Here is a 13,756-nt window from a genome sequence, read left to right as displayed (position 1 = left end):
GCGGGCGTGCGGTACCGGGCGGCTGCGCCGCCCACGCTTGACCCGGGCTGGCAGCGGAAGGCCTGCCCGGTATTTCCAAAGAGCCCTGTAAACAGAGCCTGATGATGAATTGGACATGGTTTCACAAGCTTGGGTCGCCCAAGTGGTTCTACGAGATCAGCGGCCGCTGGCTGCCCTGGTTCGCCGTGGCGGCGGCGCTGCTGATCGTCACCGGCTGCGTCTGGGGGCTGGCCTTCGCGCCGCCGGACTACCAGCAGGGCAATAGCTTCCGCATCATCTATATCCATGTGCCGGCGGCCTTCCTCGCCCAGTCCTGCTACGTCATGCTGGCCGTGGCCGGTGCCGTCGGGCTGATCTGGAAGATGAAGATCGCCGACGTGGCGGTGCAGTGCGCCGCCCCCATCGGCGCCTGGATGACCTTCGTCGCGCTGCTTACCGGGGCCGTCTGGGGCAAGCCGACCTGGGGCGCCTGGTGGGTCTGGGACGCGCGCCTGACGGCGATGCTGATCCTGCTTTTCCTCTATTTCGGCATCATCGCCCTCGGCCAGGCGATCAGTAACCGCGACAGCGCGGCCAAGGCCTGTGCCGTACTGGCCATCGTCGGCGTGGTGAACATCCCGATCATCAAGTACTCGGTGGAGTGGTGGAACACCCTGCACCAGCCGGCCACCTTCACCATCACCGAGAAGCCGGCGATGCCGGTGGAGATGTGGTTGCCGTTGCTGATCATGGTCCTAGGCTTCTATTGCTTCTTCGCGGCCATGCTGCTGGTGCGCATGCGCCTGGAAGTGCTCAAGCGCGAGTCCCGCACCGCCTGGGCGAAAGCCGAGGTGAAGGCTCTGGTGGAGAAGGCACGATGAGCTTCGAATCGTTCGGCGACTTCCTCGCCATGGGCCATCACGGTCCCTACGTCTGGTCGGCCTACGGCATCAGCCTGCTGGTGCTGGCGATCAATGTCGCCGAGCCGTTGCTGGCCCGGCGCCGCTACCTGCAAGAAGAGGCGCGTCGTCTGCGCCGGGAGGCCCAGCAGTGAATCCGGTCCGCAAGAAACGTCTGATCATCGTCCTCGCCATCGTGGTGGGCGTCGGCGCCGCGGTGGGTCTGGCGCTGTCGGCCCTGCAACAGAACATCAACCTGTTCTACACCCCGACCCAGATCGCCAACGGCGAAGCGCCGACCGACACCCGCATACGCGCCGGCGGCCTGGTGGAAAAGGGTTCTCTGCAACGCAGCGAGGATTCGCTGAACGTGCGTTTCGTGGTCACCGACGGCGCCAAGGAAGTGACCATCGCCTACCATGGCATCCTTCCCGACCTGTTCCGCGAGGGGCAGGGCATCGTCGCCCTCGGCAAGCTGGGCGGCGACGGCGTGCTGGTGGCCGATGAAGTGCTGGCCAAGCACGACGAGAACTACATGCCGCCGGAAGTCACCAAGGCGCTCAAGGACAGCGGCCAACTGAAGCACTACGAGAACGGCAAGGCCGCCGGCGAGACCTCGTACAACCAGGAGGGCAAGTAGATGATCCCCGAACTCGGCCACCTGGCCCTGATCCTCGCCCTCTGCCTGGCCCTGGTGCAGTCGAGCCTGCCGCTGGTCGGCGCCTGGCGCGGCGACCGCCAGTGGATGAGCCTGGCGCGCCCGGCGGCCTGGGGGCAGTTCGCCTTCCTCGCCTTCGCCTTCGGTTGCCTGACCTGGGCCTTCCTGCGCGACGACTTCTCGGTGGCCTACGTGGCCGGCAACTCCAACAGCGCGCTGCCCTGGTACTACAAGTTCAGCGCCGTCTGGGGCGCCCACGAAGGTTCGCTGCTGCTCTGGGCGCTGATCCTCGGTGGCTGGACCTTCGCCGTGTCGATCTTCTCCCGGCAACTGCCGGAGGTCATGCTGGCCCGCGTGCTGGCGGTGATGGGCATGATCAGCACCGGCTTCCTGCTGTTCCTGATCATCACCTCCAACCCGTTCAGCCGCCTGCTGCCGCAGACCCCGATGGACGGCAACGACCTCAACCCGCTGCTGCAGGACGTCGGCCTGATCGTCCACCCGCCGATGCTCTACATGGGGTACGTCGGATTCTCGGTGGCCTTCGCCTTCGCCATCGCCGCACTGCTCGGCGGCCGCCTGGACGCCGCCTGGGCGCGCTGGTCGCGGCCCTGGACCCTGGTAGCCTGGGCCTTCCTCGGTATCGGCATCGTGCTCGGCTCCTGGTGGGCCTACTACGAGCTGGGCTGGGGGGGGCTGGTGGTTCTGGGATCCGGTGGAAAACGCCTCCTTCATGCCCTGGCTGGTCGGCACTGCACTGATCCACTCGCTGGCGGTGACCGAGAAGCGCGGCGTGTTCAAGAGCTGGACCGTGCTGCTGGCGATCGCCGCTTTCTCCCTGAGCCTGCTGGGCACCTTCCTGGTCCGCTCCGGCGTGCTCACCTCGGTGCACGCCTTCGCCTCCGACCCGGAGCGCGGGGTGTTCATCCTCGCCTTCCTGCTGCTGGTGGTCGGCGGCTCGCTGACCCTGTTCGCCCTGCGCGCGCCGGTGGTCAAGAGCCAGGTCGGCTTCGCCCTGTGGTCGCGCGAGACCCTGCTGCTGCTGAACAACCTGATGCTGGTGGTGGCGGCCTCGATGATCCTCCTCGGGACCCTCTACCCGCTGCTGCTCGATGCCCTCAGCGGCGCCAAGCTGTCGGTCGGCCCGCCGTACTTCAACGCCATGTTCCTGCCGCTGATGGCGGCGCTGATGGCGGCCCTGGCGGTCGGCGTGCTGGTGCGCTGGAAGGACACCCCGAGCCGCTGGCTGCTCGGCATGCTGACCCCGGTGCTGGTGGCCAGCGCGGTCCTGGCGGCGGCCGGTTCGATGTACTTCGGCGATTTCAACTGGGCGGTGCTGGCGGTGTTCCTGCTATCCGCCTGGGTGGTCCTGGCCGGTTTCCGCGACTTCCTCGACAAGACCCGGCACAAGGGCGTGCTGGCCGGCGCCCGCAGCCTGACCCGCAGCTACTGGGGCATGCAACTGGCGCACCTGGGCATCGCCGTGTGCGCCATCGGCATCGTCCTCAGCAGCCAGTACAGCGCCCAGCGTGACCTGCGCATGTCGCCCGGCGACACCGTCGAACTGGGCGGCTACCACTTCCTCTTCGACGGCGCGAAGCACCACGAAGGGCCGAACTACACCTCGGACAAGGGCAGCATCCACGTCAGCCGCGACGGCAAGGAGATCGCCACCCTGCATCCGGAGAAGCGCCTGTACACCGTGCAGAGTTCGATGATGACCGAGGCAGGGATCGATGCCGGCTTTACCCGCGACCTCTACGTGGCGCTCGGCGAGCCGCTGGAGAACGGTGCCTGGGCGGTGCGCGTGCACGTCAAGCCGTTCGTCCGCTGGATCTGGTTCGGTGGCCTGCTGATGGGCCTCGGCGGCGCCCTGGCGGCGCTCGACCGGCGCTACCGGGTGAAGGTGAAAACACGTGTGCGCGAGGCCCTGGGCCTCGCCGGTCAGGGAGCCTGAGTCTTGAAACGAGCGATTCTGCTGCTGCCGCTGGGGATCTTCCTGATCGTCGCGGTGTTCCTCTTCCGCGGCCTCTGGCTGGACCCCAGCGAGCTGCCCTCGGCGCTGATCGGCAAGCCGTTCCCGGCCTTCGACCTGCCCAGCGTGCAGGACCCGGCCCGGCGCCTGACCGAGGCCGACCTCAAGGGCAAGCCGGCGCTGGTCAACGTCTGGGGCACCTGGTGCCCGTCGTGCCGGGTCGAGCACCCGGAACTGACCCGACTGGCCGAGCAGGGCGTGGTGATCTACGGGATCAACTACAAGGACGACAACGCCGCCGCCATCAAGTGGCTGAACGAGCTGCACAATCCCTACCTGCTGAGCATCAGCGACGCCGACGGCACCCTGGGCCTGGACCTGGGCGTGTACGGTGCGCCGGAAACCTACCTGATCGACAAACAGGGCATCATCCGCCACAAGATCGTCGGGGTGGTCGACCAGAAAGTCTGGCGCGAGCAACTGGCGCCGCTGTACCAGCAACTGCTGGACGAGCCGGAGGCCCGATGAAGCGTTTCCTCGCCACCGCGATGCTCGGTCTCGCCCTCTGCGGCGTGGCCCGGGCCGCCATCGACACCTACGAGTTCGCCAGCGACGCCGAGCGCGAGCGCTTCCGCAACCTGACCCAGGAACTGCGCTGCCCGAAGTGCCAGAACCAGGACATCGCCGACTCCAACGCACCGATCGCCGCCGACCTGCGCAAGCAGATCTACGGCCAGTTGCAGCAGGGCAAGAGCGACGGCGAGATCGTCGACTACATGGTTGCCCGCTACGGTGATTTCGTTCGCTACAAGCCGCCGGTCAACGAGCGTACCTGGCTGCTCTGGTTCGGTCCGGGCGCCTTGCTGCTGTTCGGCGTGCTGGTGATCGGCGTGATCGTCCTGCGCCGCCGGCGCACCGCTGCCAAGGTGCAAACCACCCTGTCCGCCGAGGAGCAAGCGCGCCTCGCCAACCTGTTGAAGAACGACAAATGATCGATTTCTGGCTCGCTGCTGGCCTGCTGCTGCTGGCGGCCCTGGCATTCCTGCTGATTCCGCTGCTGCGTGGCCGTCGCGCCCAGGCCGAGGAAGACCGTACCGCCCTGAACGTCGCGCTTTATCAGGAGCGGATCGCCGAGCTGGCCGGCCAGCAGGCCGCCGGCACGCTGACCGCCGAGCAACTGGAGAATGGCCGCGCCGAGGCTGCCCGCGAACTGCTCGCCGACACCGAGGGCAGCGGCGAAGAGCGTAGCTCGCGCCTGGGCCGGGCGGTCCCGCTGGTCGCGGCGCTGCTGGTGCCGTTGGTCGCGCTCGGCCTGTACCTGCATTGGGGCGCCAGCGACAAGGTCGAGCTGGCCCGCGAATTCGCCCAGGCGCCGCACTCCATGGAAGAGATGACTGCGCGCCTGGAGCGCGCGGTACAGGCCCAGCCGGATTCCGCCCAGGGCTGGTACTTCCTCGGTCGCACCTACATGACCCAGGAACGCGGCGCCGATGCGGCGCGGGCCTTCGAACGCGCCGCCGAACTCAGCGGGCGGCAGCCGGAAGTGCTCGGCCAGTGGGCGCAGGCACTGTATTTCTCCGGTGGCAAGAAAATGACCGCGCAGATCAAGGCCCTGGCCGACGAGGCGCTGAAGGGCGACCCGGCCGAAGTGACCACCCTTGGCCTGCTCGGCATCGCCGCCTTCGAAGAGCAGCGCTACGCCGACGCCATCGGCTTCTGGGAGCGCCTGGTGTCGGTGTTGCCGAACGAGGACCCGGCACGCTCGGCGATCCAGGGCGGCATCCAGCGCGCCCGCGAGCGCATGACCGAGGCCGGGCAGACTCCGCCGGCGCCGGCCGCGCCCGCTGCCGCCGGGGTGACCCTGACGGTGAAGGTGGATATCAGCGACGCGGTGAAGGGCCAGGTCAAGGCCGACGACAGCGTGTTCGTCTTCGCCCGCGCCGTCGGCGGCCCGCCGATGCCGTTGGCAGTGAAGCGCCTGACCGTCGCCGACCTGCCGGCCGAGGTCAGCCTGAGCGATGCCGACGCCATGATGCCGCAGCTCAAGCTCAGCGGTTTCCCGCAGGTCGAGCTGGTGGCACGGGTATCCCGCGCCGGCAACGCCATCTCCGGCGAGTGGATCGGACGCGGCAAACCGTTGTCTACTGCCCAGTCGTCGGCGCAAGCGCTGACCATCGACGGCCCGGACCAGCCCCAGGCGGCCCGGCCATAACGACAATCGGTTGGGGAGGTGCGGCGGTGAAGGCGAAGTATCTGGGTCTGGCGATTCTCCTGGGCGGTCTCGGCGGGTGCGTGGTGCATCCGCCGCAGACCAGCGAACCGCCGGCCTCGCTGCCGCCGCAGAGCCAGCCGCAGCCCGGTCCGTCCAGCGCGCCCGGCGCCACCCCGCCGCGCATCACCCCGCAACCGCAGACTCCGGCGCAGCCCAGCCGCTCGCGTCCGCAGTTCGCCCCGCCGCCAGGCGGCAAGGGCGTCTGGGACGGCAGCCTGGGGGTCTACGTGATCCGTGGCGAGCGCGATCTCTACTACCGCCAGCGCACCTACTACCGGTGGGACGGCGGCTGGTTCTGGTCCACCAGCCCGCAGGGTCCATGGACCGAGACCGACGCTCGCGGCATCCCGCCCGGTCTCAGCCGGCGCTACGCCAATCCATGATCCCTAGGGGTTCTCCGGGTCGTGCCCGAGCGACTGGATGAACAGCGAGAACAGCTCCGGTTGCGAGGAAATGTCCAGCTTGGCGTACAGGTGGCGCCGATGGACCTTGATCGTCTCCGGCGAGATCGCCAGGCGCTCGGCCATGGCCTTCGACGAGTAGCCGCGAAGGATCAGGCGGGCGATCTCCAGTTCCCGTTCCGATAGCACGCTGGCGCCGAAGTGGCTGAGGGCGTCGCGTATCTGCGTGGCCATCTCTTCCTGCGGTGCAGCCGGCAACAGGCGCTGGCTGCGTTGCTGCCAGTGCTGCTGCATCAGCGCCAGGACCCAGCTCGAGAGCAAGCCGAGCATCCCGCATTCCTCGTCGGCGAACATCCTCTGCATGCCCAGCGACAGCGACAGCGCGCCCTGGCCGGGCACCTGTAGGATGAACTGCACCTCGTCCTCCAGAACGTTGTCGTGGAAGTAGCTGAGGTAGTACTCGCTCTGCCGGAAATGGTCCGGGGCGATCTCCTCGAGGCGGTACAGGCCGCTGGCCAGGCCTTCCCGGCAAGCCTGGTAGAAGGGGTCGAGCAGGTACAGCCCGTTCAGGTAGGCGAGCATCGAGGCCGGCCCGGCGTGCGGTTCGGCGTCGTATTCCTCCAGGGCCACCGGCACGCCGTTGGCGGGGTAGAAGATCGCCAGGGCGTTGTCGAACGGCAGGTGCTGGCGCAGCAGCAGGATCAATTGCTTCCAGAAACGGTTGCCGCCGATCTGTTCGATGGCGCGGCCCAGGCTGGCGTGCATGCCGATGTCCCGGAACAGGGTGTGCATCCGTATTCGCTCCACGGTGGGTTTTCGCAGGCTCCGGTTTGCGGCTTTTCCACCCGCCGCGTCAAGGGGCGTAACCCCAAAGGGTGATTGGCCCGCCGGTTCCGCGCTCCTAGAGTCGGCGCATAACCAGCGCCCCGGCAAGGGGCCGCCGCGAGTCTCCGTTACTGCCTCAACTTCAATAACAATCAGAGGACAACGACATGAGCTCTTCCCCCGCGCCCGAAAGTGCGCTGAAACCCACGCTGGGCGTGTTCGACGTGGTCGCCATCACCGTTTCCGCAGTCACTCCCGCCAGTTCCGTCTTCGTCATCGCCCCCTTCGCCATCCAGCAGGCCGGCACCGGCGCTTTCTGGGCCTTCGCCCTGGCCGGGGTGCTGGCGCTGATGTTCGCCTGCTGCTATGCCGAGCTGGGCAGGGCGCACAGCACCGCCGGCGGCGAGTATGTCTACGCCAAGCGGGTGTTCGGCGGCTTGGCCGGCTACGCCACCTTCCTCACGGTGCTGGCGATGCTGCTGTTCATCCCGCCGGTGCTCGCCACCGGCGCGGCGACTTACCTGAACGCTGCCCTCGGCACCCACTTCGATGCGCAGACCGTGGCCCTGGCGATCGTTGCCTTCAGCTACCTGCTGGGCATCCTCAACATCCGCGTCAACGCCTGGGTCACGGGTACCTGCCTGCTGCTGGAAGTGGCGGCGCTGCTGGTGATCGTCGGCCTCGGTTTCGGCCATGCACAGCAACCGGCGAGCGTCCTGCTGCAGCCGCAGGTAGTCGGCGACGGCGGGCTGCTGGCGATCGCACCCTGGGCATTGGTGATCGGAGCGGTCGGTACCGCGCTGTTCTCCTACAACGGTTTCGGCGGCGCGGTGCTGCTCGCCGAGGACATGAAGGACGGCGGCCACAGCGTGCATCGCGCGGTGCTCTGGTCGCTGGCGCTGGTAGTACTGATCGAGATCGTCCCGCTCGCCGCGCTGCTGATCGGCGCGCCGTCGCTCCCGGCGATGCTCGCCAGCCCCGATCCGATCGGCTACCTGTTGAACAGCCATGGCAACGAGACGCTGTCGCGCCTGGTCAGCGCGGGAATCTTCCTCTCGGTGTTCAACGCCATCGTCGCCATCGTCATCCAGAGCGCCCGGGTGATCTTCAGCAGCGGTCGCGACGCGCTCTGGATGCCAGCGTTGAACCGTGCCTTCACCCGTATCCATCCGCGCTGGGAATCGCCCTGGCTGGCCACGCTGTTCCTCGCCATTCCCTCGGCGGCGCTGAGCTTCAGCTCCAACCTGGCCGAACTGACCTCGTTCACCGTGTTGCTGATCGTCATGGTCTACCTGATCGTCGCCCTCTGCGCGCTGTTCAGCCGGGTGCTGCGGCGCGACCGCGAGCATCCCTACCGGATGCCGCTGTGGCCGCTGCCGGCGCTGCTGGCGGTGAGCGGCGCGGGATACCTGCTGCTCAACCTGTTCCTGGCGGCCTCGGCCAGGGACGTGATGATCATTGTCGGACTGCTGGCGGTGTCGGTGATTCTCTACTGCACCTACGGCAAGCTCAGTCCGGCGTTCCAGAAGCTTTGAAACAGGAGTCCGCATGCGCGCTCGACAACTTGGCATCACCCTCGGCCTGGGCACTCCCGGCCCGTTCAACGCGATCACCGACGTTCCCGGCGTGCGCGTCGGCCACAGCACCCTGAACCAGCGGATCGACGGCAGGCAGGTTCGCACCGGCGTCACCCTGGTCCAGCCGCGCGCCGGTGCGGCGCGCCTGCAACCCTGCTTCGCCGGCTGCCATGTGCTCAACGGCAACGGCGACGCCACGGGCCTGGAGTGGATCCGCGAAGCCGGCCTGCTGACCACCCCGATCGCCATCACCAATACCCACAGCGTCGGCGCGGTGCGCGACGCGCTGATCGCCGAGGAGCGCGCCGAACTCGGCGACAGCGGGCTGTACTGGTGCATGCCGGTGGTGATGGAGACCTTCGACGGCCTGCTCAACGATATCTGGGGCCAGCACGTCGGCGCCCGCCAGGTCGGCGAGGCGCTGGCCTGCGCCGAGTCCGGACCGGTCCGCGAAGGTTCGGTGGGCGGCGGTACCGGGATGATCTGCCACGAGTTCAAGGGTGGCATCGGTAGCGCATCGCGGCGGCTTCCGGCGGAGCAGGGCGGCTGGACGGTGGGCGCGCTGGTCCAGGCCAACCACGGCCAGCGCCGCGAGCTGCGGGTCGACGGCTATCCTGTCGGCCGCCGGTTGGGCGACATCCCCTCGCCGTTCAGCGAGGAAGGCACCCCGGGTATGGGCTCCATCGTGGTGATCCTGGCCACCGATGCGCCGCTGTTGCCGCACCAGTGCCAGCGCCTGGCGCAGCGCGCCTCGATCGGCGTCGCGCGCACCGGCGGCGGTACCGAGGACTCCAGCGGCGACGTGTTCCTCGCTTTCGCCACCGGCAACCAGGACCTGCCGCCAGCCGACTATGCGCGCAAGGACCTGCCGCAGAGCACGCCGCTGCGGATGCTCAACAACGACCACATCTCGCCGTTGTTCGCCGCGGCGGCGGAGGCGGTGGAAGAAGCCATCGTCAACGTGCTGCTGGCCGGCGAGGACATGCGCACCGAGGACGGCCGGCTGGTGCCCGCGCTGAAGGGGGAGACGCTCCTGGCGGCGCTGCGCGAGACCGGCTGGCCGGGACGCTGAAAGCGGCTCAGCGCCAGCCGCGGGTGCGTGCCACCGCTTCGCTGAAACGCACCTGCCAGCGCCGGGCGGTGCCGGCGTCGACCCGCGGCTGGAACTCCGTGCGGGTGTTGCGCGGCTCCGCCAGCTCGTAGCCGAGGCCACGCGCGGCAAGGGCGGCGCAACCGAAGGCGGTGAGTTCGTCGAAGCGCTGGGTGACGATGCGCCGTTGCAGGCTGTCGGCGAGGAACTGGGCGAAGTAGGGGCTGCGCGCCAGGCCGCCGTCGATGGACAGGCGGTCGGTGACCTTCAGGTAGCCGTCCATCGCCTGGATCACCTCGGCGCTGCGCAGCACCACGCCTTCGAGCAGGGCCTGGCAGAGGTCCTCGCGGCGGGTGCCGGCGTCCATTCCCAGCCACATCGCGCCGGCGCTGCGGTCCCAGTGCGGGCATGCGAGTCCCGACAGGGCCGGGACGAAGGCCAGCCCGCGGTCGATGGCCGGCGGCCGGTCGAAGCCGGCCAGTTCCGAGAAGTCGCTGAACAGGCCAAGACGCCCGGCCCACTCGACTGCGGCGCTGGCATCGTAGACCCCGCCGTCCATGGCGTACACCGGCTTGCCATCGATCTGCCAGGCGATGGTGGCGAGCAGGCCTGTCTCCGGCGAGCGGATGATCCGCTCGCCGCTAAGGGTCAGGGCGAAGGCGCCGGTGCCGAAGGTGATCTTCGCATCACCCGGCTGGCGGCAGCCGTGACCGTAGAGCGAGGCCTGCTGGTCGACCACCGAGGCCGTCAGCGGGGTGTTGCCGATCACCCCGAAATGGCCGACGGTGTCGCGGATTTCCGGCAGGCACTCGATCGGCACGCCGAACAGGGCGCACAGTTCGGGGTCCCAGCGGCCCTCGGCGAGGTTCATCAATGCGGTGCGCGAGGCGGTGGTGACGTCGGTGGCGAAGGTTCCGCACAAGCGGTCGAGAAACCAGGCGTCGCTGGTTCCCAGGCGCAGGCGGCCGGCCTCGAGAGCCCGGCGAGCGGCAGGAAGGTGCTCGACGATCCAGCCCAGCTTGCTGGCCGAGAAATAGGCATCGAGCGGCAGGCCGCTGCGTTCCAGGACCAGCGCCTCGGCGCCGCTGGCGCGTAGACGCTCGATGTGCGGGGTGGTGCGGTTGTCCTGCCAGACGATCAGCGGCGACAACGGCTCGCCGCTGCGGGCGTCCCAGGCCATGCAGCTTTCGCCCTGGTTGGCGAGGCCGATGGCGTCGACCCGGCCGCTGGCCTCCAGGCAGCGTTGCAGGTTGGCCAGCAGTTCCAGCGGATCGTGCTCGACCCAGCCGGACTGCGGATGGTGTTGCTGGTGACGCAGCGCCAACTGAATATCGGCGCTGCCGTCCTGGCTGGCGACCAGCACGCGGGTACTGGTGGTTCCCTGGTCGAGGGCGGCGATTCGCATGGTCGGTTCTCTTCGCGGGTTCAGTGGCCGGAGGTGAGGAAGGCGACTTCCAGGCGCCGGGTGTCCGGCGGTAGGCGCAGGGCGGCCAGCGGCACCAGCAGGCGGCGCTCCGGCAGGCAGGACAGGGCACGCTCCCACACCGGGCGACCATCGGCCAGGATCCGCAGGCGGCCGCTGGCGGCCTCGCTTACGCGTAGCTGCAGATGCGCCAGGCCGGGTGTCGGGTCGGCCAGCAGCCGCTGCGGCACGCACAGCTTGAGCGGACCACTGCAATCGATGGCTATGCCAGGTGCGGCACTCGGCAGTTCGGCCCGCAGGTCGGCGGCCAGCAGGCCGGCGATCCTTCGTCCCTCGCGGAACGACCAGCCGGCGGTCTCGATCGGCCGGAGCAGGTTGCCGGCGGCGAAATAGGCGGGGTCGGAGCAGCGGCCGAACTGATCGATGCGCGGGCCGCCGCTGGCCGGGTCCAGTTCCAGGTGGCTGAGGCGGACCAGGCTCGATTCGGGAACGAAGCGTCCGCTGAGGAGGATGCCGTCACAGGCGATCCGTTCGACGCGCCCGTCGCCCAGGCGTACCCGCGCCGCCTCGACCCGGCCGCGGCCTTCGATCTCCAGCAGCTCGCTGGAGAAGTGCATCGGTACTCCGCACAGCCTGGGAAACAACGATAGCGGCCAACGCGCAGTGGCCCGTGCGTTGCGTTCGAGCATGGCCACCGGGCGGATGCCGGCACGCCGGCAACTCATCACGGCGGACAGGCTGACCAGCTCGGTGCCGACGATCAGCGGCCGTTCGAACGGCTTCAGGCCTTGCAGATGGAGATAGGCTTGCAGCGCGCCGGTATTGATCACGCCCAGTGGCCGGTCGCCGCCCAGCAGGCGCGCCGAGCGCGGCGTCTCGCGTGCGCCGGTGGCCAGCAGCACGCGTGTCGCGCGCAGACTGCGCGGGCCTTCCGGGGTGGCCAGTTGCAGCAGGCCGGCGGCGGCGAGAGCAACCACGCTATGGCGCAGGCGGATATCCACCCCGGCCCGTTCGGCCTGTTCGACGTTACGCTGTGCATAGGCCGGGCCGGTCAACAGGCGGCCGTGTTCGCGCAGGCCGAACGGCGGATGCGCGCAATGCCGGGGTATACCGCCGGCCTCGCCGTCGCGCTCCAGCACGCAGACCCGGGCGACGCCCTGGCGGCGTAGTTCGATGGCGGCTGCCAATCCGGCGGGACCGCTGCCGACGATGGCGACGTCGACCTGTTCAGTGATGCTCATGGCAACTCCCGGTGGCGAGGGGCTGGGCGAGGCGGCCGGCGCTCAGCTCGGCGACCCGCGCGTTGCAGTAGAAACCCTGGCAGCGTCCCATGCAGGCGCGAGTGCGACGCTTCAGGCCGCCGAAGTCGCCGGCTGGCAGCGGGCCTTCCAGGGCGGCGAGGATTTCCCGGCGGGTGACCATCTCGCAGTGGCAGACGATCTCGTCGTAGCCGGGACGCTGCCAGTCGCGCGGCAGGTGTTCGGCGAGGTTCGGTACCTGTGGCCAGAGCGGCTCGCGAACCGCTTCGTGGAAGCGCTCGCCCTGGTAGAGACGATAGACGTGGCGTGCGATGCCCAGCGCCGCGGTGAGACCGGTGGAACGGATGCCGCCGACACTGATCCAGTTGCGTCCGTCGACCTGGCGGATGCGGTATTCCTTCTTTTCGCTGGCCGGTCGCAATCCTGCGTAGGTGGCGGTGACCGGCATGCCGCGCAGGCCGGGGATCCGCTCGACGGCGGCGTCGATCAGTCGCTGCAGGGTGTCGCTGTCGACCCGTGCCTGTTCGCGGTCGTCCTGTTCCTCGGCGGTGGGGCCGGCGAGCAGGTTGCCGAAGACAGTACGGGTGAATACCACCCCCTTGGTCCGCTCGTTGGGTACCGGTAGCAGGATGTGCCGCAGCAGCGCCGCGGCGGCCTTGTCGAAGACCACGAACTGGCCCTTGCGCGGATGGATGGCGAAGCTCGCCGCGCCGAGCAGGCGCTGTTCCAGTTGGTCACCGAAGAGTCCGGCGCAGTTGATTACCTGGCGCGCGTGCAGATCGCCGCGGCGGGTATGCAACAGCCATTCGCCGCCGTCGAAGGCGCCGTCCAGCACTTCGACGTCGAAACAGGCCTCGGCGCCATGGGCCAGCGCCTGTTGCAGATAGGCGAGCGGCGCGGACCAGGGGTCGATCAGATGCTCACCGGGGACCCGCACCGCACCGAGCACATTGCCGGCCAACTGCGGCTCCAGCGCCAGGACCTCGTCGCGACCGATCTGGCGGACGTCATCGACACCGTTGCCGTGGGCCTGCTCGACGATGGCCGGCAGGCGCGCCAGATCCTCGTCGCTCCATGCCGCCACCAGGGCGCCGGTTTCCAGCAGCGGCAGGTTGAGGCGCGCATGGATGTCGCGGTATTCGCGATAGCCCTCCTGCATGCAGGCCAGTTCGATGCTGCCGGGCGGCGCGTCGAAACCGGTATGGAGGATCGCGCTGTTGCCCTTGCTGGCACCGGAGAGGATGTCGGTGCTTTTTTCCAGCAGGACCACCCGCGCACCTTCCAGGGCGAAGCGGCGGGCCATGGCGCAACCCACCACGCCAGCGCCGATCACTGCAACGTCGAAGATCGCGGTCTTTGTCGCAAGCGGCTCAGTCATCGTTTCTGCCTGTTTCTTTT

Annotated in this window: 13 protein-coding genes and 1 pseudogene; 10 read left to right on the top strand and 4 right to left on the bottom strand. The window is 68.7% G+C overall.

From position 1 onward, the window contains the following. Positions 1 to 101: 101 nt before the first annotated feature. From HMPREF2716_RS17940 to HMPREF2716_RS17905, 8 genes and pseudogenes are all read left to right on the top strand, one after another. Entirely contained in the window at positions 102 to 860 is a 759-nt protein-coding gene (locus HMPREF2716_RS17940) for a heme ABC transporter permease (protein ID WP_003083135.1), read from the top strand. Then, on the top strand, positions 857 to 1,033 hold the full coding sequence (ccmD, locus tag HMPREF2716_RS17935) for a heme exporter protein CcmD (protein WP_003083136.1): 177 nt from the start codon (positions 857 to 859) through the stop codon (positions 1,031 to 1,033). Before HMPREF2716_RS17940 ends, ccmD begins: the two co-directional genes overlap by 4 nt. Further along, positions 1,030 to 1,518 (top strand): cytochrome c maturation protein CcmE, encoded by a 489-nt coding sequence (ccmE, locus tag HMPREF2716_RS17930; RefSeq protein WP_003083137.1) that lies wholly within the window; start codon positions 1,030 to 1,032, stop codon positions 1,516 to 1,518. The genes ccmD and ccmE overlap by 4 nt, the downstream gene beginning before the upstream one ends. Beyond that, positions 1,519 to 3,493 (top strand): annotated as a pseudogene (locus HMPREF2716_RS17925) (heme lyase CcmF/NrfE family subunit). It begins immediately after the preceding gene. 3 nt (positions 3,494 to 3,496) lie between these two features. After that, positions 3,497 to 4,039 (top strand): thiol:disulfide interchange protein DsbE, encoded by a 543-nt coding sequence (gene dsbE, locus HMPREF2716_RS17920; protein ID WP_003083138.1) that lies wholly within the window; start codon positions 3,497 to 3,499, stop codon positions 4,037 to 4,039. Beyond that, positions 4,036 to 4,503 (top strand): cytochrome c maturation protein CcmH, encoded by a 468-nt coding sequence (gene ccmH / locus HMPREF2716_RS17915; protein WP_003083144.1) that lies wholly within the window; start codon positions 4,036 to 4,038, stop codon positions 4,501 to 4,503. The genes dsbE and ccmH overlap by 4 nt, the downstream gene beginning before the upstream one ends. Continuing rightward, positions 4,500 to 5,723, top strand: coding sequence for a c-type cytochrome biogenesis protein CcmI (gene ccmI, locus HMPREF2716_RS17910; RefSeq protein WP_003083145.1), 1,224 nt, complete (start codon positions 4,500 to 4,502; stop codon positions 5,721 to 5,723). Before ccmH ends, ccmI begins: the two co-directional genes overlap by 4 nt. A gap of 26 nt (positions 5,724 to 5,749) precedes the next feature. Then, positions 5,750 to 6,166 carry a hypothetical protein gene (locus HMPREF2716_RS17905; protein WP_003087156.1) on the top strand — a complete coding sequence of 139 codons (417 nt, stop codon included), beginning with the start codon at positions 5,750 to 5,752 and terminating at the stop codon, positions 6,164 to 6,166. A 3-nt stretch (positions 6,167 to 6,169) separates the two neighbouring features. Here the strand turns inward: HMPREF2716_RS17905 and HMPREF2716_RS17900 are convergent, their stop codons facing one another. Continuing rightward, entirely contained in the window at positions 6,170 to 6,976 is an 807-nt protein-coding gene (locus HMPREF2716_RS17900) for a helix-turn-helix transcriptional regulator (protein ID WP_003083150.1), read from the bottom strand. A 200-nt stretch (positions 6,977 to 7,176) separates the two neighbouring features. Between HMPREF2716_RS17900 and HMPREF2716_RS17895 the strand changes: the two genes are divergently transcribed. Together HMPREF2716_RS17895 and HMPREF2716_RS17890 are read left to right on the top strand one after the other, a co-directional pair. Continuing rightward, positions 7,177 to 8,544: an APC family permease gene (locus HMPREF2716_RS17895; RefSeq protein WP_019726045.1), complete on the top strand. Its 1,368-nt coding sequence runs from the start codon at positions 7,177 to 7,179 to the stop codon at positions 8,542 to 8,544. A gap of 13 nt (positions 8,545 to 8,557) precedes the next feature. Continuing rightward, positions 8,558 to 9,658 (top strand): DmpA family aminopeptidase, encoded by a 1,101-nt coding sequence (locus tag HMPREF2716_RS17890; RefSeq protein ID WP_003159946.1) that lies wholly within the window; start codon positions 8,558 to 8,560, stop codon positions 9,656 to 9,658. Between the two features lie 7 nt (positions 9,659 to 9,665). Here the strand turns inward: HMPREF2716_RS17890 and HMPREF2716_RS17885 are convergent, their stop codons facing one another. The 3 genes from HMPREF2716_RS17885 to HMPREF2716_RS17875 are packed head-to-tail and all read right to left on the bottom strand — an operon-like array spanning position 9,666 to position 13,736. Beyond that, positions 9,666 to 11,081: a glycerol kinase gene (locus HMPREF2716_RS17885; RefSeq protein ID WP_003087165.1), complete on the bottom strand. Its 1,416-nt coding sequence runs from the start codon at positions 11,079 to 11,081 to the stop codon at positions 9,666 to 9,668. A 20-nt stretch (positions 11,082 to 11,101) separates the two neighbouring features. After that, a complete protein-coding gene (locus HMPREF2716_RS17880; protein ID WP_003122934.1) occupies positions 11,102 to 12,340 on the bottom strand; it encodes an NAD(P)/FAD-dependent oxidoreductase in 1,239 nt (412 codons plus the stop codon). Beyond that, positions 12,327 to 13,736, bottom strand: coding sequence for an NAD(P)/FAD-dependent oxidoreductase (locus HMPREF2716_RS17875; RefSeq protein WP_023518527.1), 1,410 nt, complete (start codon positions 13,734 to 13,736; stop codon positions 12,327 to 12,329). Before HMPREF2716_RS17875 ends, HMPREF2716_RS17880 begins: the two co-directional genes overlap by 14 nt. Positions 13,737 to 13,756: the final 20 nt, after the last annotated feature.

This window comes from Pseudomonas sp. HMSC076A11 (genome assembly GCF_001810205.1).
GTDB classification, from domain to species: domain Bacteria; phylum Pseudomonadota; class Gammaproteobacteria; order Pseudomonadales; family Pseudomonadaceae; genus Pseudomonas; species Pseudomonas aeruginosa.
This window is presented reverse-complemented; position numbering and strand designations above follow the sequence as displayed.

Bases quoted from the DNA above. Each gene is read 5' to 3' on its own strand.
- HMPREF2716_RS17940 (WP_003083135.1), top strand. From the start codon at position 102: ATGATGAATTGGACATGGTTTCACAAGCTTGGGTCGCCCAAGTGGTTC.
- ccmD (WP_003083136.1), top strand. From the start codon at position 857: ATGAGCTTCGAATCGTTCGGCGACTTCCTCGCCATGGGCCATCACGGT.
- ccmH (WP_003083144.1), top strand. From the start codon at position 4,036: ATGAAGCGTTTCCTCGCCACCGCGATGCTCGGTCTCGCCCTCTGCGGC.
- ccmI (WP_003083145.1), top strand. From the start codon at position 4,500: ATGATCGATTTCTGGCTCGCTGCTGGCCTGCTGCTGCTGGCGGCCCTG.
- HMPREF2716_RS17900 (WP_003083150.1), bottom strand. From the start codon at position 6,976: ATGCACACCCTGTTCCGGGACATCGGCATGCACGCCAGCCTGGGCCGC.
- HMPREF2716_RS17895 (WP_019726045.1), top strand. From the start codon at position 7,177: ATGAGCTCTTCCCCCGCGCCCGAAAGTGCGCTGAAACCCACGCTGGGC.
- HMPREF2716_RS17890 (WP_003159946.1), top strand. From the start codon at position 8,558: ATGCGCGCTCGACAACTTGGCATCACCCTCGGCCTGGGCACTCCCGGC.
- HMPREF2716_RS17885 (WP_003087165.1), bottom strand. From the start codon at position 11,081: ATGCGAATCGCCGCCCTCGACCAGGGAACCACCAGTACCCGCGTGCTG.
- HMPREF2716_RS17880 (WP_003122934.1), bottom strand. From the start codon at position 12,340: ATGAGCATCACTGAACAGGTCGACGTCGCCATCGTCGGCAGCGGTCCC.
- HMPREF2716_RS17875 (WP_023518527.1), bottom strand. From the start codon at position 13,736: ATGACTGAGCCGCTTGCGACAAAGACCGCGATCTTCGACGTTGCAGTG.